The organism is Sphingomonas sp. CFBP 13603 (genome assembly GCF_014892665.1).
Classification (GTDB): domain Bacteria; phylum Pseudomonadota; class Alphaproteobacteria; order Sphingomonadales; family Sphingomonadaceae; genus Sphingomonas.
Genome location: NZ_JADBIA010000001.1, coordinates 491,691 through 510,133 on the forward strand (window position 1 = coordinate 491,691; position 18,443 = coordinate 510,133).

Sequence of the window (18,443 nt, forward strand, 5' to 3'; positions counted from 1 at the left end):
GCGGTCGTCGCCACCCGGCCTAATGGCGCTTACCGGCGGATGACGGGTGTAGCTCTCAATAGCCGAGCGAATGCGCGAGGGTCAGCAGGAGCCAGTACAACGCGCCCGACAGCAGCATCGCCACCGGCAGCGTCATCACCCAAGCGAGGGCCATGTTCATCACGGTCCGACGCTGCAACCCGGCGCCGTTCGCGACGCTCGCGCCCGCGACGCCAGACGACAGGATGTGCGTGGTCGACACCGGCATGCCGTAATTCACCGCCAGCAGGATCGTCGCCGCGGCCACCAGTTCGGCCGACGCGCCCATTCCGTAGGTCAGGTGCGTCTTGCCGATCCGCTCGCCGACGGTGACGACGATCCGCTTCCACCCGACCATCGTGCCGAGGCCTAGCGCGAGTGCGACCGTCACCTTCACCCAGGTCGGGATGTACCGCGTGCCTTGTTCCAGCTTGCCGCTGTAGCTTTTCAGCGTCGTGATTTCCTGCGCGGTGAAGCGGCTCTGCGCGGCCTTGTCGGCGGCGATCAGCTTGGTCGTGTCGAGCACCAGGTACATGTCGTTGCGCAGGTTCGGCGTCGCCGCGGCCGGCACCTTGCCGAGCGAACCATAGCCCGCGATCCGGCTCGATACGTCGTCCGACAGCGTCGCCAGCGCACCATAGACGACCGGATCTGCGACCCGCTTCGACTTCAGCGCCTGCGTGACGGCGGTGCGCGCCGCACCCACATTCGCCGGCCTGCCGTCGGCATGCGCGACATATGCCGCCGAAGCCGCTCGCGCTGCCTGGACGAACGCCGGCGTCGCGCTCTCGGGCATCGTCCGGTTGAGCGCATAGGCGGTCGGCGCGCAGCCAATCAGGATGAGCATGATCAGGCCCATGCCCTTCTGCCCATCATTGCTGCCATGCGCGAAGCTGACCGCGGTGCAGGTGCCGATCAGCAGCGCGCGGATGCCGCGCGGCGGCGGGGTCTGACCTTCGGGTGCCTCGTACAGCTTCTTGTCGCGCAGGAACCGCTTCATCACGAGCAGCAGCAACAGCGCGCCGACGAAGCCGATCACCGGGCTGAACGCGAGCGCGGAGAGGACTTTCCAGACTTGTGCCATGTCGACGCCCGACGTTCCGTCCGAACCGCCGCTGATCAGCTGGTTGGCCAGCCCGACGCCCAGGATCGACCCGATCAGCGCGTGGCTCGACGAATTGGGCAGTCCGACCGCCCAGGTCGCGAGATTCCAGAGAATCGCCGCGAGCAGCAACGCGAAGATCATCGCGAAACCGCCGGCGCTGCCGACGTTGAGGATCAGGTCGACCGGCAACAGCGTGACGATCGAATAGGCGACCGCGCCCGACGACAGCATCACCCCGAGAAAGTTGAAGAAGCCCGACCACACGACCGCGAACGGGGCCGGCATCGAATGCGTGTAGATGACCGTGGCGACTGCATTGGCGGTATCGTGAAAGCCGTTCACGAACTCGAACCCGAGTGCGATCAGCAACGCGAGCGCGAGAAATGCGAATGCGCCGCCGGCCAAGCTCTCGCCGACCTGCGCGGTATCGGTGGCGATGCTGATCCCGGCATAGGCCATCCCGCCGAGCAGGATCGCGAAGAAGATCCACCGCCCGGACGGATGCAGCGAATGATCGAGCTTCGGGCCGCTGCGGGGAGTCGAAGCGATCGCATCCGCGGTGAATGTGGAGGTAGCCATAGCGCGTGCAGTCGGCCCTAACGATGACAACTTTATGACAGGCCCGATCAAGACGTCGCGGGAGGCTGGTCCGAAGACGGGGCGGCAGCCGTGCCGCCCCGTTCGCGGGTCATCGCGGCGCGACGTTGCTTGCCAGCTGCACGCCGTTGCGCCCGAGCAACGCCGCCACCTGGACGCTGGCGTCCTTGATCATTTCGCGCCGGCATTGCTGCGAGTCGCCGAATGCGTCGAGCCCGCCGGTACGCGGTGCGCACGCGGTGGAGATCGCGGCTCGCAGGCGGTGCTGGAACGCGGTCCGCCCGGCCTCGCTGGTCAGGTCGACACCGGCGAGGCTGACGCGGACGGTGACCGGATCGCGTAACGGCGCGGCCGTGACGCTGGTGGATAAAAGGCATGCGCCGACGATCGCCGCGCAAGCGGCGCTAATCGAGATCTTCATGATGATGTCCTCAAATGGTCCTGCGGTCCGCACGCTCGATAGCGCGCGGGCAACGGCTTGCGTTTCGTAAGGCCTTTCTGAATGCGGCCTCTGCGATCACGAACCACGTTGCTGGCGCGAGCCCTACGCCGCGATCGTTACGCTTGCGCGTCGCTTCCGAGACGGTTCGGCGGCGGTCCGGGTTTATACGATTAATCGACCGGCCGCGTCGTCGAACGGAGCTAGGACCGGCCACGACTCGCCAATTTCCTTCGGACGCCGACCCAAAATGTGATACGGGACCGAGCAAATCACCCGGTCAGCCACATGAAACGCCACGGTCTGGCCGCCTATCCGCATTAACGTATAGGGCGCGGCCTACATGCCCGGATAGCGTTCGAACGCCGGCAGCGCGGCGACGTCGGTCATCCACGCTAACCGCTCCGCGACCTGGATATGCGCGCCAGGCGGCGCAGCTTCGGGGTTGTTCAGCGTGGAGGACTGGATATCGATAATCCCCGGCAGGTATGCGGCGTTGGCGTAGAACAGCCCCGTTCCGCATTTTCCACAGAACTGCCTTCGTCCGGTCGCCGACGATTCGTAGGTCACCGGATCGCCCGAAACGGTCACCTGCTCGGTCTTGAACGCGATCCAGCCGACCATCGGCGCGCCTGCGCTGCGACGGCAATCGCCACAATGACAGAGCGCATGGTGCTCGGGCTCGCCCTCCGCGACATAGCCGATCGCTCCGCAATGACATCGTCCCGCCAGCATGTCCGCCTCCCGTGATGTTCTCGGCTTGTTCCACGTATCGACAACCTGCGCAAGCCATACCCGCTTGCCCCTTTGCCCCCCGTTCCCTACCTGTTCACCGGTGAACCAGATCGCCCAAACGTCCGCGCCGCAAGCAGAGCCTCCCTATCTGCGCGGCCTCAATCCGCCGCAGCGCGAGGCGGTGCTGACCACCGACGGTCCCGTGCTGATCATCGCGGGCGCCGGCACGGGCAAGACCGCGGCACTCACCGCACGGCTCGCGCACCTGATCTTCACCAAAAAGGCGTGGCCATCCGAGATCCTCAGCGTCACCTTCACCAACAAGGCCGCACGCGAGATGCGCGAGCGGGTCGGGCGCCTCGTCGGCGATGCGGTCGAGGGCATGCCGTGGCTCGGCACGTTCCACGCGATCGCTGCAAAGATGCTGCGTCGCCACGCCGAACTGGTCGGGCTGCAATCGAACTTCACGATCCTCGATACCGACGACCAGCTGCGGTTGCTCAAGCAGCTGATCCTCGCCGCGGATATTGACGAAAAGCGTTTCCCGACGCGCAGCCTCGCCGGGCTGATCGACCAGTGGAAGAACAAGGGCCTCGTCCCCGCCGATATCGATGCCGGCGAGTCCGAGCGTTACGCGAACGGCCGCGGCGGCGAGTTGTACCAGCAATACCAGGCGCGTCTGATCGCGCTGAACGCCTGCGATTTCGGCGACCTGCTGCTCCACATGCTGGTGATCCTGAAGACGCACCGCGACGTGCTCGCGCAGTATCAGCAGCGCTTCAAATATATCATGGTCGACGAGTATCAGGATACCAACTCGTCGCAATATCTCTGGCTGCGGCTGCTCGCGCAGGAGCGCAAGAACATCGCCTGCGTCGGCGACGACGACCAGTCGATCTATTCGTGGCGCGGCGCACAGGTCGAGAACATCCTGAAGTTCGAGCGCGACTTTCCGGGCGCGAAGGTCATCCGGCTGGAGCAGAATTACCGCAGCACGCCCCACATCCTCGGCGCCGCATCGGGTGTGATCGCCAACAATGGCGGGCGGCTCGGCAAGCAGCTCTGGACCGAGCGCGACGTCGGCGAGAAGGTGAAGGTCATCGGCGTCTGGGACGGCCCCGAAGAAGCGCGCCGCGTCGGTGAGGAGATCGACATCGTCCGCCGCTCCGGCAAGAGCCTCGACGAAGTGGCGATCCTGGTCCGTGCGCAGCACCAGACGCGCGAGTTCGAGGACCGCTTCATCGCGATCGGCATGCCGTACAAGATCGTCGGCGGCTTCCGCTTCTACGAACGCGCCGAGATCCGCGACGCGCTCGCCTATCTCCGCGTGGTCAACCAGCCGGCGGACGACCTCGCCTTCGAACGCATCGTCAACGTCCCCAAGCGGGGCCTCGGCGACAAGGCGGTCGCGCGCATCCACCAGCTCGCCCGCGCCACCGGCACGCCGCTGACCACCGCCGCCGCCCGCATCCTCGACACCGACGAACTGACCGGGGCTGCAAAGAAGTCGCTCGGACGGCTGGTCGGCGACATCGCCCGCTGGCGCGACATGGCGACCAGCCTGCCGCACGCCGAACTCGCCCGCCAGTTGCTCGACGAGAGCGGCTACACCGCGATGTATCAGGCCGAGAAATCGGTCGAAGCCACCGGCCGCCTGGAGAACCTCAGCGAACTCGTCCGCGCGATGGAGGAATACGACTCGCTCGGCGCGTTCCTCGAACACGTCAGCCTCGTGATGGACAACGAGGGCGGGGCGCAGGATCCGCAGGTCACGATCATGACCATCCACGCCGCCAAGGGCCTCGAATACGACACGGTGTTCCTGGTCGGCTGGGAGGAAGGCCTGTTCCCGTCGCAACGCTCGCTCGACGAAGGCGGCGTGAAGAGCCTCGAGGAGGAACGCCGCCTCGCTTACGTCGCGATCACGCGCGCACGGCGGCTCGCCGTCATCATCCACGCCGCCAACCGCCGCATCTACGGCCAGTGGAACTCGTCGATCCCCTCGCGCTTCGTCGCCGAACTTCCGCCTGAGCACATCGACACGGAAACCACGATGTCCGGCGGTGCGAGCCTCTGGCAGGCCAACTGGTCCGACCGCGCCGATCCGTTCGCCGACGTCGCCCGTGGCACTGGCCGAGGCCCCGGCTGGCAGCGAGCATCCGGCACCGGCAGCACCTTCTCCACCAAACCCGCCCGAGTCGTCGAAAGCCGATCGAGCGCGATCAGCCTCGGCAACAAGGGCCGTGACGACCTCTCGCTCGGCATGCGCGTCTTCCACCAGAAATTCGGCTACGGCGCGATCGCCGAGATCGAGGGCAACAAGCTGGAGATCGACTTCGAGAGCGCAGGCCGGAAGCGGGTCATGGATACGTTCGTGACGCTCACGCCCTAGTCGGGTGCCGGCGCTGAACGGACAGCGCTCATCGCGTACCTCCCCCTCGCGGGGGAGGATTGCAATTCAACCGACTGTCGCGGGCGCCCAGAGCGAGACCGCCAGATCCTCCAGATAGTCCGCCGCCACCTTTGCCGCGTCGGCGTCGTACAGGTCCGCGAGCGCCGCAGGGTCCAGCGCCTTGGCGGCGTCGAGGATGCCGCGCCACGGCGTCAGCGCACCCGGCCATGCCGGCAGCGCCACCGCCGCGCCCAGTTCCGCCAGCCGTTCGGCCTTGCGCGTCTGCTCGCTGAAATATCGCCACTCGGGCGCGCAGACATACGGGCGACCGACGCGGGCGATCTCGTGCACGGTGTTGTCGCCAGCCGAGGCGATGACGACGTCGGCGGCGGCGATGTGATCGGTCACGCCCGGCACCCAGCCGAGTTCGACGAGATTGCCGAAATCGGTCTCGTGGCCCTCGCGGTGGACGGGCCCAAGCACCAGCCACAGCGCGTCGGGTACGGCGCGCGCGGCCATCGTCAGCGGCGCATAGGGCGTTCCCGCACCACCGCCACCCGTGAGGACGACGACGATCTCCCGATCGGGATCGAGCCCCAGTTTCGCGCGCGCCTCCGCCTTGGTCGGGACCGCGTCGACGGTCGTGCAGAGGCCGCCTGCATAGCAGGTGTTGGCGCGCACCCAGTCCGGTGTGTCCGCCTGTTCGAGCGCCTCGCCGAACGGTGCGAGCAGGCCGACGCTCGCCTGATACGCGCCGAGATGCCCCGGATCGAGCCGGTCGCCGTGCATCCGGATGCTGATCGCGGGGACGCTGGCGATCCGTGCGAGCAGCGCGATCTCGGCGGAGACGTCGACCACGAACAGCGCCGGATCGACGTCGTCGAGATGGTCGACGATCGTCCGCATCGTCGCCCGCGTCTTCGCCACGCCGAGCGGGACGCAGTGCATCACCTCGGGGGTCGCCTGAGCGAACAGGCCGGGCGTCGGCACCGGCGCGCCGATCATGTCGGGCAACGCGGCGATCGTAATGGGCCGCTCGAACCCGTCGAACAACGAGGGTTTCGCGGTCAGGATCGTCACCGCGCGCGTTGCCGGCAATTCGCGGATGATCGCCATCGCGCGGTTCGCGTGGCCGCGGCCCTGATGGTGGATGAAGAAGGTGATCGGCTTGCTCATGGTGCCGACCCTAGAGAGATCACCCGGAAACGCGATTGATGTGCGTTAATATACCGCGTCATGCCGGGCGGAGAGCCCGAACGCCGCCTCCACCTCGGGATCGAGCCACGCGGTAATGTGCTCGGCATCGTCCGATTCCAGCGGGGGATAGAGCGTCGGGACATAGGGCGCATGGCCTTGCCCCTTGTAGCTGGTGATCGGCACGAACGGCTCGCGGCAGGCGATTCCCGCCGCCGCGCCGAGAGCGGTCACGAACGCCCCTGGATCGCGCGCGAACGCATCATAGCCGAGCAACGCCACGTTGTGCGCGCGGTTCGTCAGCGTCGACCAATGGCGCAGCTTCGCGGTGCGCTTGGCGATGCAATTGGCAAAGCGTTCACCCGTCTCGGGATCGCGTTCGTGCAGCATCTCGCCGCCCTGCATCGGATGCCCCGGCTCGATGTGACCGAAATGATCGTCCCAATAGCTGTGCCAGTGGCTGCGGATGAAGACGTCGAACGGCTGGGCCTTGAGGTCGGGATGCGCGTGCCAGGGCTGGCGGTGCAGGCTGCGCGCCCAGTCGAACGCATCGCGCGCGACGACCAGCACCAGCGTATCCTTCACGAACAACGTCTGCGGCGGCACGAACCAGTGCTTGAACCCGAACGCCTCGGTGATCTCGATGCCCGGCATGTTGGCCTCGATCGCGCGCGTGACGAGATTCGTCCCGCTGCACCGCTGGCCATAGATCTGCACCCGCGTGATCGGCACGTCGCCACGCTTGAGTATCTGTAGTCCCGACAAAGGCCGAAGCCAGTTCAAGGACTTAGGCGGGGATGTGGTGGCGGCGATCGACATGGCGACGTGCCGCTAGCGCCGTCTTGCGGTTCGCACAATGTCGACGTCGTCGGCAGCCGTCACGAGACGCGTTATTCGCGCGCTAATATACGGAAGGTGTCCAGACATATCCCGGACAAACATAACCTGCATCAGACCGTCATGATCGCAAACCATCACGGGCTGCCAGCCCCCATTTCCCGCGTTCCCGACAACGGCGACTATCCGGACGCACCCGACGGCATCCGACCTGAAAGTCCGCGGATCGTCATCGTCGACGACGATCCCGGACTGCGCGAGCTGCTTACCGAGTTCCTCGTCGATCACGGGCTTCGCGCCGAGGCGGTGGAGAGCGGCGCGGCGCTTCGCTCCCGGCTCGATCGGTCGCCGTGCGATCTCGTCGTTCTGGACATGATGATGCCCGGCGAGGACGGGCTGTCCGTCCTGCGCACGCTGGCCCAAGACGGCGATGCACCCGCCGTCATCATGTTTTCGGCGCTCGCGGGCGAGGTCGATCGCGTCGTCGCGCTCGAACTTGGCGCCGACGATTACGTCACCAAACCGTCCAGCCCGCGCGAAATCCTCGCAAGGATCCGGTCCGTGCTGCGTCGCCGTGGAAACGGGGCGACGGGTGGCGTGATCTCCGCCGGCACAAGCGCCGGCGCACCTGCGCGCGTGGCGTCGGTCGAGGCGTTCGCGTTTGCCGGCTGGAAGCTCGACACCCGCATGCGTCTGCTCCACGCGCCGGACGGCACCACCGTCCGCCTGACGGACGGCGAGTTCCAGTTGCTCAACATCTTCGTAATGGAGCCGCAAAAGGTCCATTCGCGCGACGAGATGATCGAGCGGTCGGGCAGGTCGGACAGCACCGCGCGCGGTCGGACCATCGACGTCAACATCAGCCGGTTGCGGCGCAAGTTGCTCGCGGTCGATCCGGTCGAGATCATCCGCACGGTGCGCGGCAACGGCTATGTCTTCATGCCCGCGGTCGTCGCGCTGTAACGCCGCTCGACGATCGATTCCTTTGCGCGCGCCTCAGATACGGCCGTCGTTGAGCGACAGCATCCGCGAGATCGCCGCTGCGGCGTCGCATAGGCGCACGACGACGTCGTCGAGTGCCATCGGCGCCACCTTGGTCCGGACGAACGGTATCGCCAGCGCCGCCGCGGCGTGATCGCCGCGCAGGATCGGGGCGGACAGCTCGGTGATGCCTTCGGTGAAGCTGCTCGGCGCGTTGAAATGCCCGCGTGCGCGCGTCGCGTCCGCTTCGGCATGGAGGTCGGCGCGTTCGGCCGGCGTGGCGGGCGGCACGAACAGCGTTTCCCATTGCGCGCGAACCTCCGCCGGCTGGAACGCGTACAGGACGATGCCCGACGCGGCATGATGGATCGGGCGGCGATGCCCGACGCGGACCGAGAAGCCGAGCTGTTCGGACGATTCCATCCGCGCGACGACGACCATGTCGCCGCTGGACGCGAACACCAGATGGCAGGATTGCTTGGTCTCGAGCGACAGGCTGCGCATCACCGGCAGCGCGGTTTCCACCAGGTTGCGGATCGGCGGGCGACCCAGCCCCATGTCGAATAGCCGCGAAGTCAGCGAATACCCTTCCATCGTCTGCTCGACGAAGCCGCGCTGTTCGAGCACCTGGATCATGCGGAACAGCTCGCCGGTCGAGCGTTGCAGGCGCTGGACGATCGCGGTCAGGGTGAGGGGGGCATGCTCGGTGGCGAGCAGTTCGAGGATATCGAGCCCTTTTTCGAGCGCCGGGGCGCGGTAGGTCGTCTTGGCGTTCGCCGGAGCCGCCGCGTCGTCGTGATCGTCCTCAGCCGGCATGCCTTGCCCCCAGCGCGGTCCAGTCGCCGCGCGCGATGCGTTCGGCTGCATCGGCGACGGCCGCGCGAACCGCATCGTCGCCGCGCAGTTCGGGGGGGAAGCCCAGCGCCGCATCGATCAGGCGCGCGACCACGTCGGTGGGCGTGCCGTCTCGTGCGGCGGCGGCGAGGCGCTCGCCGGCCGGATCGACGATCGGCGTCCCGGTGCGTGCCTGGCGGATGAGGAAGGCGACCCATGCGCCGAACGCGGTGACGATGCCGGCCGGCATGCGGCCCGCGCGGCGGTGGGCGATCAGCGTGTCGCCCAGCCGGTAGGAGAGCTTTTGCGAACCGTCCTGCGCGATCTGGTCGAGCCGGTGGACGATGACCGGGTTGCGGAATCGCTGGAGCACGGCCGCGCGATACGCATCGAGATCGAGCCCGGCGGTGGCTGGCAGCATCGGCATGATGTCGTCGCGGATCATCGCATCGACGAACTCGGCGAGATCCGCGTCGCGCATCGCATCCGCGACGCTGGTCGCGCCACGCAGCAGGCCGACATAGGCCAGCGTCGAATGCGCTCCGTTGAGGATCCGCAGCTTGGCCTTCTCATAGCTGGCGACGTCGCGCGTGATCGTCGCGCCGACCGAGGCGAGATCGGGGCCGAGCGGGACGCCGATGTCCTCGATCACCCATTGCACGAAGGATTCGCGTTGCACGGCCGCTTGGTCTTCGAGACCGAGCGTTTCCGCCACGTCGGCGTAGAGCGCGGCGTCGGAGGCGGGGGTGATCGAATCGACCATCGTCGACGGCACGCGCACTTCGCCTGCGATCCAGTCCGCCAGCCCCGCATCGCGCGCGCGGGCGAATGCGACCAGCGCGGCGTGGAGCTTGGCGCCGTTGTTCGCCAGATTGTCGCACGGCATCGGCACGAACGGTGCGATCCCCGCGACGCGTCGTACATCGAGCCCCGCTACGAGCCAGCCGATCAGGCTGCGCGGCGTCGCGGTGCCCGCGCAGCCGATCAGGCTGCGCGGCGTCGCGGTGCCCGCGAGGTCATGGACGATGTCGGCATGGGACAGATCGAGCGTCCCGTCGGCGGCGAGGCAATAGCCCTTTTCGGTCACCGTCGACGTCACCAGCCGGACCGCGGGGTCGGCCAGCAGCGCGTGCGTCTGCGCGGCATCGTCGGGACCGAGGAACCGCCGATGCGCGCCGATCACCCGGTTCGACGAATCGGCATCGCGCACCGCGAGCGTGTAGAGCCCGTCCTGCTCGGCGAGCGCGGCGACGGTCGCCTTGCTCCGCATCGAAACCGCGGCGATCCCCCAACGCGGGTCGTCCGCCAGCAACGCGTCGACATAGGCTGCCTGGTGCGCGCGGTGGAATGCGCCCGGCCCGAAATGAACGATACCGATCGTAGGCGGCGTGCGGCCGAGCGGGCTGGGGATCGTCGTCGGCAGCCGATCGAGCGTCGCGTACGTCAGTCGTGTCACAGCGTTACTCCACGTTTCCAGATGGCGATCTCGCGTTCGCCGTTGCGTTCGGCAGCGGTCTCGGCGCCCGACGCGATCGACCGGATGCAGTCGACCAGCGCGGTTTCAGCGGCGGCAAACCCCTGGGCTAGGACCTGGCCCGCGTCGAAATCGATCCAGCCGGGCTTGCGCTGTGCAAGGTCGCTGTTCGACGCGATCTTGATCGTCGGCACGGGAAAGCCGAGCGGGGTGCCGCGTCCGGTGGTGAACAGGATCATGGTCGCGCCGGCGGCGGCGAGTGCGGTCGACGATACCGCGTCGTTGCCGGGCGCCTCCAGCATCGTCAGCCCGTCGATCCGCGCTTGCGCGCCGTAGGGGATGACGTCGGCGATCGTCGAGCGGCCCGCCTTCTGCACCGCGCCGAGCGACTTTTCCTCGAGCGTGGTGATGCCGCCGACGACGTTGCCGGGGGAGGGGTTTTCCGAGACGGGTTCGCCGTGATCGATGAAATACTGCTTGAAGCCGTTCACCACGCCGACGATCGCGTCGAACACGGCGACGTCGGCGGCGCGGTTCATCAGCGCCTGTTCCGCGCCGAACATCTCCGGGATCTCGGTGAACACGACGCGCCCGCCGGCGCCGACGACGCGGTCGCTCATCCGGCCGACGAGCGGGTTGGCGGTCAGTCCCGACAACCCGTCCGAGCCACCGCACTTGACGCCGAGCACCAGCCGGTCGAGTCCGACCTCCTGTCGCTCGCATGCCGCCAGTGCGGCGAGCTCTTCGACCAGCGCGATACCTTCCTCGACCTCGTCAGCGCTCAACTGTGCCGTGAGCGTCCGGATCGCCGGCCGCCGCCACGCCGGGATCGCCTCGATCAGCGCCTTGACCTGGTTCTCCTCACAGCCGAGTCCGACGATCAGCACGCCGCCGGCATTGGGATGGCAGGCCAGGCTCGCAAGGATCTGGCGCGTCCCGTCAAGATCATGGCCGAGCTGCGAACAGCCGTGCGGATGACTGAAGGCATGGACGCCGTCGATCGTGCCGGCGAAGCGCGCGCTGGCCTTGGCGGCGATGCGTTCGGCGGTGCGCGCGACGCAGCCGACCGTCGGCAGGATCCAGATCTCGTTGCGCGTGCCTACCCGGCCATCGGGACGGACGAAGCCGCGGAACGTTGCGGTTGGAGCAGGCGAGGGGGCGTTTGCGGGAGAGACGCCCGCCGGGTCGAACCCGTATTCGAGCGTGCCGGCGAGTCCGGTCGACAGGTTCTGGCTGTGGACATGGTCGCCCGCTGCGATCGCGTCCGTCGCCCGACCGATCGAATAGCCGTATTTCATCACGTCGGTGCCGGCGGCGATCGGCGCGAGCGCGATCTTGTGGCCGCGCGGCACGTCGTGCGCGAGCGTCAGGACCGCGGCGCCCGTATCGATACGATCGCCGGCGCCGCCGTCATGCAACAGCGTCGCGACGCTGTCGCCGGCATGGACTATCACTGCATCGACCATATCGAACCTTCTCGACCGCCTGAAAGCTTATCGAGCCGGTGCTTAGCCGAAATCGCGCCGACTTCACATGTAAAAATAGTTTCGCATGCGGAAATTGCGGTTGGATTTGCGACGTCCCGCTCGCCGTGCGGCATGGCGAACGGGACGGGCGTGGACAGCGGTTACTTCGCCAGCGCGGCGGACTGATCGAGCGGCACTACCGGTAGCCACACGGCGCTCGCCGACGCGCCGCCGCGAACGATCGTCACGGTTGCAGGCTTGTAGTCCGCTTTCTTCGCGAGGAAGATGTTGGGGACGAAGGTCTGCGGATTGCGATCGTAGAGCGGAAAGAGGCTCGACTGGACCTGGATCATGATCTTGTGGCCCGGCTGGAACACGTGGTTCACGGTCGGCAGGCGGAACTTGTATTCCTGCACCTTGCCTGCCGGGATCGCGGTCGGCTTGGCGAAGCTCTGGCGATAGCGGCCGCGGAAGATGTCGAGGCTGATCGGCAGTTCGTAGCCGCCCATCTTCGGATCGCTCGCGTTCTCCGCCGGGTAGACGTCGATCACCTTGACGACGAAATCGCCGTCGGTGCCGGTCGTCTTGGCGAAGATGTCGGCGATCGGTGCGCCCGACACGCGCACCGGCGTGGTCAGCGCCTCGGTGGTGTAGGTCATCACGTCGGGACGCCCATCGACGCCGCGCTGGTCGCTGACGAGCCAGTCGCCCCAGCGGCCGTCACCGAAGTTCACCGGGCGCGGCAGATGCGGCACGGGCTTCGACGGATCGGAGACATAGCTGTCACCACCGGTCGTCGCCGTGCCGAAGCCGAGCGCGCCGCCTTCCTGCAGGTAGATCGGCTTCAGCGGCGACGTGCAGCCCGTCTCGCAGGCGAGCGGCCACGTCGCGAACTTGTCCCAGTGGTTCTCGCCGGTGTTGTAGATCGCGGCTGCGGGCAGCGTGACGGGCGCGCCATCCTTCAGATACTGGTTGAAATAGGGGAGCAGCATGTCCTCGCGGAATTGCTGCGCGGTGTCGCCATTCCATTGGAACGGCCCGAGGCTGCGGCCTTCGCGGTTGATCTGGCTATGTCGCCACGGACCCATCACGAGGTGGTTGTTGCCGAGCTTGCCCTTAGCTTTCAGCGCTTCCCATGCGGTGATCGCGCCGTACATGTCCTCCTGGTCCCACAGCCCCTGTTCCCAGATCGTCGGCACGTTCGACGGGTTGGCGGCGAGCAGCTTGTCGAGCGCCTGGCCCTGCCAGAAGCCGTCATAGGCGGGGTGCGACACCATTCGCTGCCAATAGGGCAATTGATCGTAACCGGACTTCTTCGCCCAGTCGCCGGCCGAGCCGACCTCGCGGAAATTCTCGTAATCGTCATAGCCCCCGGTGGGTGGTGCCTTGCCCGCTCCCTTGTAGCCGGTCTGGCTGCCGAGCCATGCGATGTTGGCGAGACGGAACGCGCCGTAGTGGAACCAGTCGTCGCCCATCCAGCCGTCGATCATCGGGCTCTCGGGCGCCGCCACCTTCAGCGCGGGGTGTGGGGCAAGCAACGCCATCGCGACCGTGAATCCCTCGTAGGACGAGCCGATCATGCCGACGCGGCCGTTGCTCTCGGGCAGGTTCGCCTTGTTCACCAGCCAGTCGATCGTGTCGTACGCGTCGGTGACATGATCGACCTTGGTCGGGTTGAGTGGGCCGATGACGGGGCGCGTGACGACGTACTCGCCCTCCGACCCGTATTTGCCGCGGATGTCCTGGTAGACGCGGATATAACCCGCCTTGACGAACATCTCGTCGGCGAGCGGCAGCGTGGCGAGGATGCTTGAGCTGTCGGAGCGGTTCGCGCGGCTCTTCGCATCGTACGGCGTGCGCGTGAGCACGATCGGCGCGTTGGTGACGCCCTTGGGATAGACGATGACGGTGTACAGCTTCGTCCCGTCGCGCATCGGGATCATGACCTCGCGCTTGACGTAATCGCGCGCGGTCGTCGGCGGCACGAACTTCGCGGGGATGTCGCCACCGGCCGGCGCAACCTTGTCCTGGGCGATGGCGGCGGTGGCCAGTGCGATCGACGCGAGGGCGATCGTGGGCAGGATCGTGAGTTTCATGCGGGACGGGCTCCGTGACAGCGTTGCCGCACGCTACGCTCAACCGGGCCGCAGGAGCAATTGCGATGTCGCGGCATGGGCGATGCCGAGTTCCAGCCCGCGCAACTCCGCCAGCCCGCGCAGCCGGCCGATCGTCGAATAGCCGGGGTTGGTCCGCTTGTTCAGGTCGTCGAGCATCTGGTGGCCGTGATCGGGGCGCATCGGGATGCTGCGGCGATGACGGACCGAGATCTCGCGTACCGCCTGCATGACGGCGGCCATGTCCGTGCTGCCGCCGAGATGCGTGGCTTCGTGGAAATTGCCGGCGTGGTCGCGCTCGACGTTGCGCAGATGGAGGAAATACACGCGTTCGCCGAACCGGCGCACCATTGCGGGCAGATCGTTGTCGGCGCGGACGCCGAGCGATCCGGTGCAGAAGCAGAGCCCGTTCGCGGCGCTGGGGACGGCGGCGACCAGCAGGTCGAGGTCCGCTTGCGTGCTGACGATGCGCGGCAGGCCGAACAGCGGGAAGGGCGGATCGTCCGGGTGCAGCGCGAGCTGGACGCCGTGCGCGTCGGCGACCGGGCATATCTCCTCGAGGAACGAGATCAGGTTGGCGCGCAACGCGGCCGCGTCGATCCCCGCATAGCTGGCGATGGCGGCGCGGAAATCGGCGGAGGTGAAATGCTCTTCGCTACCCGGAAGCCCGGCGATGATGGTGTTTTCGAGCGAGCGGCGGTCCGCGTCGCTCATCGCTTCGAACCGTGCATGCGCCGCGGCCTGCACGTCCGGCGCATACGCGTCGGCGGCGCCCGGGCGTTGCAGGATGAACAGGTCATACGCCGCGAGGGCGATCGCTTCGTAGCGGAGCGCCAGCGCACCGTCGGGCATCGGATAGGCGAGGTCGGTCCGCGTCCAGTCGAGCAGCGGCATGAAATTATACGTGACGATGGTGATCCCGCAGGCGGCGAGATTGACGATCGTCTCCTGATACGCGGCGATCGCGGTGGCGCGTTCGGGCGTGTTGCGCTTGATCGCCTCGGACACGGGCACACTTTCGACGACCGCCCAAGTCAGCCCCGCCGCCTCGATCAGCGCCTTGCGCGCCATGATCGCGTCGACCGGCCACACGGTCTCGTTGGGGATGTCGTGCAGCGCGGTGACGATCCCGGTGCACCCCGCCTGGCGGATATCGGCAAGCGACGTCGGGTCGGACGGACCGAACCAGCGCATCGTCTGAACCATGGCGTGTTCGATCATCGGCATTGTCCTTCTCCACCGTCGGGCGAGTCAGCAGCGTCGGACTTATCCCGGCCGCCGCCGCAATTTCGCGCCAAAGACCATGCGCGGCGTATGTCCGACAAGTGGCGGCCGAAAATTTCATGGGTAATCGGATCGCCGCAGATATCCGCGCCCGGCCGGTCACCGGTTCCAAAGGGCGGGTGACATTACCGAACCAGCGCTTCGCCAAGATGGGCTCACCACGTTCCGCCTTAAGCAAACGGTCGATGGAGACGCGAATAGTCCGCCGCGGAGAGGCATAATACCGATGGATTATTTGATGTGAGACCGACACCGGTATGGTCGGTAAGTTCGTCGCCTTGGCGTACGAAAATGGCTCCCTGAGTACGTCGCAAACTGCATGAATAAACCTTTGATATAACTAGAGGTATCACGGTGCGAAGAGCGTCGGTGCCCCCGACGATGCCCCCACCTTTAAAAATTTGGTCTATTCGGATGGGCCTTGGCGGTTGGCCTTCCAGGCTTCGATCGCGCCCTCGCGCCAAGCCACCGCGCGGCGCGCGATCTTTACAGGCTTCGGGAACGACCCCTCGTTGATCAGGTGATAGATTGTCGTCTTGCCGAGGCCGGTTTCATGCAAGACATCAGGCAGGCGAAGGTAGCGACCGGTTGCCAACATTAGATCATCCCCAGTGCTTGAAGATATACTTCAAGGATGGCTTCCTCCTCTTGGTACTCGTCCTTCTTTTTCTTTCGGATCGCCAAGATCTTGCGGATGGCCTTGGGGTCGTATCCGCGGCCCTTTGCTTCCGCCATCACGTCGGCGATGTCGTCGGCGATGCCCTTCTTCTCTTCCTGAAGGCGCTCGGCGCGTTCAATCAGAAGGCGGAGTTCGTCGGCGGCGACAGCGCCGCCACCCATGCCGTGTTGGCGTTCTTCGGCCATGTCAGCGTCCAATCGTAGCAAGGAGGGCAGCTGCGGCACCGCCCGGGTTGATGGCGAACATGATCGCGGAACCTACCGTCGCGCCGAGGCAGGCAAGCTTGCCCATGTCGACGGAGGTCAGACGATCGGGATCGCTGGGTACGTACGGCGCGCATGAGGCGCAGTCGCAGTCGTGATCGTGGATCTCGACGATACGCAGATGCGGTTCGTGCAGGCGGAAAGTGTGCTCGATCTTCGGCTGACGGCTCATGACCTTTTCTCCGGACGGGGTTGGATGGCGGCGCGGAGCACTTCGAGGCTCCACGTCAGCAGGATGGTGACAATTGAGAGCAGGCCGATCGCGGGGCCGACCGATCCGAACAGGACCAGAGCGAGCGCTACGCCGCTCAGAATGACAGCGATCGCGTGGACGGTGCGCGCGCGGCTCACGAAGAAATCGCCGGGTTTGCCGCGCCGAGAATGCCGACGGGTGAGGGCTTTGCGCCTTCAGCGATCGCCATCCAGTAGGCTAGGACCCGCAGGTCGACGCCGATCACCTCGTGCAGCACTATGGCGGTCGAGGGCGAGATCGCCTCGACGTCCGCCTCGATCATCGTGAGCCCTTCGATACGGCGCTGCACAGTGACCTGCGGAAAGCTCTCGATCATCATCGCGACATTCTCGATCGTCAGGCCAGCGTGTTCGCGACGAAGGCGGATGTACGTGCCCGGAGTGATCGACGGTGCGATGATCGGCGCGGTAATCGCCGCACGGGAGGGGGCGACGGTCATTCGCTCGGCCGACCATCAAGGCGCGAACTCGCTGCAACATCGACGTAATCGATCGCGTCGAGCAGCAAGCGCAGACCTTGCGGGATGTAATCGTCACGTGGAGAGTTCAGGAGTTGAAGCACATGAGCCTGCTCCTGGAGGGCTTTCGATATGTTCGTGAGGGCTTTGCGTCGGTTGAGCATGGCAAAGTATCCAGGCAGCAGAAAACCGCTCCCGGTCGCGGAATGGCGCGGCAGGATCGGCAGGGTTGGCAGTTTGAGCAGCGGCGCTCGCCGCAGGGCGTCAGATCACGGTGGGGGCTCGGGAAGGGGATCGCCGGTCACGAGAAGTGCGATCGTGGTGGTTGACTCGCGTACGACATCTTCCAGCTCACGGATCGCTTGCGCCCGCTGGGCAGGACCAGCGGACGGTAGGCTTGCGAGGACAATCGCCTCGTTTGCCTGAGCGCCTTCGCGGATCTGGATGCAGGCTCGTTGGGCAAGTGCGATGCCGCCGGCGAACGCCTTCTCGCGGGCTACCTTAACCTGCAGAGCGAAGGTTTCGAATAGCGGGCTGCCATCGCCGCCCTCGCGCTGATAAGCGATGTCGAGGGCGATCGCAGCCGGCATAGGCATCTGTTGATCCGACCTGCCGTCATCACCCCAAGCGCGGACGGTAGACTCGTGCCGCTCGACGATGCGCGCGAGATCCTTGTAGCCGTTCTCAAACTGTCCGGCGATTCGCGCAAGAGCGGCGTCGATCGACAGCGGAGCTTTGATCTTCGTCATGTCGTTGCCGCGAAAAGGTGGCGCCGATCGTTGGGGACGACCGGCGTCGGGACGTGCAATCCAGAAAGACACAGACGAGGGGCGGACGCCCGGTCGTGTCGGACGACCAAACGGGAGTTTCGACCGGTCTGCAAGCGGTCGAAAGGGTAGATTGGTGACGTCGACGACACACAGGGGAGGAAATGCCGTCGACGCTCGCCGCCAGGGTGGCGGCAGAGAGAAACTAATGAGGGGCCCTCGCTGGTCATCGAGCAATCTCGTGGACTGGGACCTCGATAATAGGGCTATCCTTCAGCCCCAACTTTACCGCAACGCGGTGGCCAACACCGGACGAGGCCGCGCGAGTACCGCTCAGCACCTTGTAGACGTTCGAGGCGTCTTCACCGATTTGAACGGCGAGCGCGGCAACGGTTTGGCCCTCAGCGGTCATGCGGGCACGTAACGCTTCGATCCGAGCCGGATCCGGACGCGGTGCGAACGGTCGGCCTCTACGTTCCTCATCCTTGGCGACTGCGCAAACCATGCTATGTCCGCTTTGTTGGTCAATACCGTCCACAGTTGGACGATTATTC

At 66.2% G+C, this 18,443-nt stretch carries 20 protein-coding genes; 2 read left to right on the forward strand and 18 right to left on the reverse strand.

Going from position 1 to position 18,443, the window contains the following annotated elements; genetic code table 11:
- Positions 1-55 precede the first annotated feature (55 nt).
- The 3 genes from IFR23_RS02365 to IFR23_RS02375 form a co-directional block, all read right to left on the reverse strand.
- Entirely contained in the window at positions 56-1,702 is a 1,647-nt protein-coding gene (locus tag IFR23_RS02365; RefSeq protein ID WP_192974519.1) for an inorganic phosphate transporter, read from the reverse strand.
- A 109-nt stretch (positions 1,703-1,811) separates the two neighbouring features.
- Positions 1,812-2,141 carry a UrcA family protein gene (locus tag IFR23_RS02370; RefSeq protein ID WP_192974520.1) on the reverse strand — a complete coding sequence of 110 codons (330 nt, stop codon included), beginning with the start codon at positions 2,139-2,141 and terminating at the stop codon, positions 1,812-1,814.
- Positions 2,142-2,498: 357 nt separating this feature from the next.
- Complete coding sequence (locus IFR23_RS02375; protein ID WP_192974521.1) at positions 2,499-2,894, reverse strand: GFA family protein; 396 nt, start codon at positions 2,892-2,894, stop codon at positions 2,499-2,501.
- Positions 2,895-3,003: 109 nt separating this feature from the next.
- Between IFR23_RS02375 and IFR23_RS02380 the strand changes: the two genes are divergently transcribed.
- Entirely contained in the window at positions 3,004-5,286 is a 2,283-nt protein-coding gene (locus tag IFR23_RS02380; RefSeq protein ID WP_342344857.1) for an ATP-dependent helicase, read from the forward strand.
- Positions 5,287-5,352: 66 nt separating this feature from the next.
- Here the strand turns inward: IFR23_RS02380 and IFR23_RS02385 are convergent, their stop codons facing one another.
- Both IFR23_RS02385 and IFR23_RS02390 read right to left on the reverse strand, forming a co-directional pair.
- Positions 5,353-6,462, reverse strand: coding sequence for a glycosyltransferase (locus IFR23_RS02385; RefSeq protein WP_192974523.1), 1,110 nt, complete (start codon positions 6,460-6,462; stop codon positions 5,353-5,355).
- Positions 6,463-6,507: 45 nt separating this feature from the next.
- The gene (locus IFR23_RS02390) at positions 6,508-7,212 is read right to left on the reverse strand and encodes a hypothetical protein (RefSeq protein WP_192974524.1); all 705 of its coding nucleotides are present in this window, start codon (positions 7,210-7,212) and stop codon (positions 6,508-6,510) included.
- 228 nt (positions 7,213-7,440) lie between these two features.
- Between IFR23_RS02390 and IFR23_RS02395 the strand changes: the two genes are divergently transcribed.
- A complete protein-coding gene (locus IFR23_RS02395; protein WP_192974525.1) occupies positions 7,441-8,280 on the forward strand; it encodes a response regulator in 840 nt (279 codons plus the stop codon).
- Positions 8,281-8,313: 33 nt separating this feature from the next.
- Here the strand turns inward: IFR23_RS02395 and IFR23_RS02400 are convergent, their stop codons facing one another.
- The 13 genes from IFR23_RS02400 to IFR23_RS02455 form a co-directional block, all read right to left on the reverse strand.
- Complete coding sequence (locus IFR23_RS02400) at positions 8,314-9,114, reverse strand: IclR family transcriptional regulator (protein ID WP_192974526.1); 801 nt, start codon at positions 9,112-9,114, stop codon at positions 8,314-8,316.
- Positions 9,104-10,588: a mannitol dehydrogenase family protein gene (locus IFR23_RS02405; RefSeq protein WP_192974527.1), complete on the reverse strand. Its 1,485-nt coding sequence runs from the start codon at positions 10,586-10,588 to the stop codon at positions 9,104-9,106. The genes IFR23_RS02400 and IFR23_RS02405 overlap by 11 nt, the downstream gene beginning before the upstream one ends.
- A complete protein-coding gene (locus IFR23_RS02410; protein ID WP_192974528.1) occupies positions 10,585-12,072 on the reverse strand; it encodes a UxaA family hydrolase in 1,488 nt (495 codons plus the stop codon). The genes IFR23_RS02405 and IFR23_RS02410 overlap by 4 nt, the downstream gene beginning before the upstream one ends.
- A 161-nt stretch (positions 12,073-12,233) precedes the next feature.
- Positions 12,234-14,168, reverse strand: a complete 1,935-nt coding sequence (locus IFR23_RS02415) for a CocE/NonD family hydrolase (RefSeq protein ID WP_192974529.1) — start codon at positions 14,166-14,168, stop codon at positions 12,234-12,236.
- A 39-nt stretch (positions 14,169-14,207) separates the two neighbouring features.
- Positions 14,208-15,407, reverse strand: a complete 1,200-nt coding sequence (gene uxuA / locus IFR23_RS02420) for a mannonate dehydratase (protein ID WP_244655393.1) — start codon at positions 15,405-15,407, stop codon at positions 14,208-14,210.
- Positions 15,408-15,876: 469 nt separating this feature from the next.
- Positions 15,877-16,068: a helix-turn-helix transcriptional regulator gene (locus tag IFR23_RS02425; RefSeq protein WP_192974530.1), complete on the reverse strand. Its 192-nt coding sequence runs from the start codon at positions 16,066-16,068 to the stop codon at positions 15,877-15,879.
- Positions 16,068-16,334, reverse strand: a complete 267-nt coding sequence (locus IFR23_RS02430) for a DUF2312 domain-containing protein (RefSeq protein WP_192974531.1) — start codon at positions 16,332-16,334, stop codon at positions 16,068-16,070. Before IFR23_RS02430 ends, IFR23_RS02425 begins: the two co-directional genes overlap by 1 nt.
- Position 16,335: 1 nt before the next feature.
- Positions 16,336-16,584: a hypothetical protein gene (locus tag IFR23_RS02435; protein ID WP_192974532.1), complete on the reverse strand. Its 249-nt coding sequence runs from the start codon at positions 16,582-16,584 to the stop codon at positions 16,336-16,338.
- Positions 16,581-16,763 carry a hypothetical protein gene (locus IFR23_RS02440; RefSeq protein WP_192974533.1) on the reverse strand — a complete coding sequence of 61 codons (183 nt, stop codon included), beginning with the start codon at positions 16,761-16,763 and terminating at the stop codon, positions 16,581-16,583. The genes IFR23_RS02435 and IFR23_RS02440 overlap by 4 nt, the downstream gene beginning before the upstream one ends.
- On the reverse strand, positions 16,760-17,104 hold the full coding sequence (locus IFR23_RS02445) for a helix-turn-helix domain-containing protein (RefSeq protein ID WP_192974534.1): 345 nt from the start codon (positions 17,102-17,104) through the stop codon (positions 16,760-16,762). The genes IFR23_RS02440 and IFR23_RS02445 overlap by 4 nt, the downstream gene beginning before the upstream one ends.
- Positions 17,101-17,226: a hypothetical protein gene (locus IFR23_RS20400; protein WP_274599149.1), complete on the reverse strand. Its 126-nt coding sequence runs from the start codon at positions 17,224-17,226 to the stop codon at positions 17,101-17,103. Before IFR23_RS20400 ends, IFR23_RS02445 begins: the two co-directional genes overlap by 4 nt.
- A 165-nt stretch (positions 17,227-17,391) precedes the next feature.
- Positions 17,392-17,871 (reverse strand): hypothetical protein, encoded by a 480-nt coding sequence (locus IFR23_RS02450; protein ID WP_192974535.1) that lies wholly within the window; start codon positions 17,869-17,871, stop codon positions 17,392-17,394.
- A gap of 244 nt (positions 17,872-18,115) precedes the next feature.
- Positions 18,116-18,394, reverse strand: a complete 279-nt coding sequence (locus IFR23_RS02455) for a hypothetical protein (RefSeq protein WP_274599153.1) — start codon at positions 18,392-18,394, stop codon at positions 18,116-18,118.
- Positions 18,395-18,443: the final 49 nt, after the last annotated feature.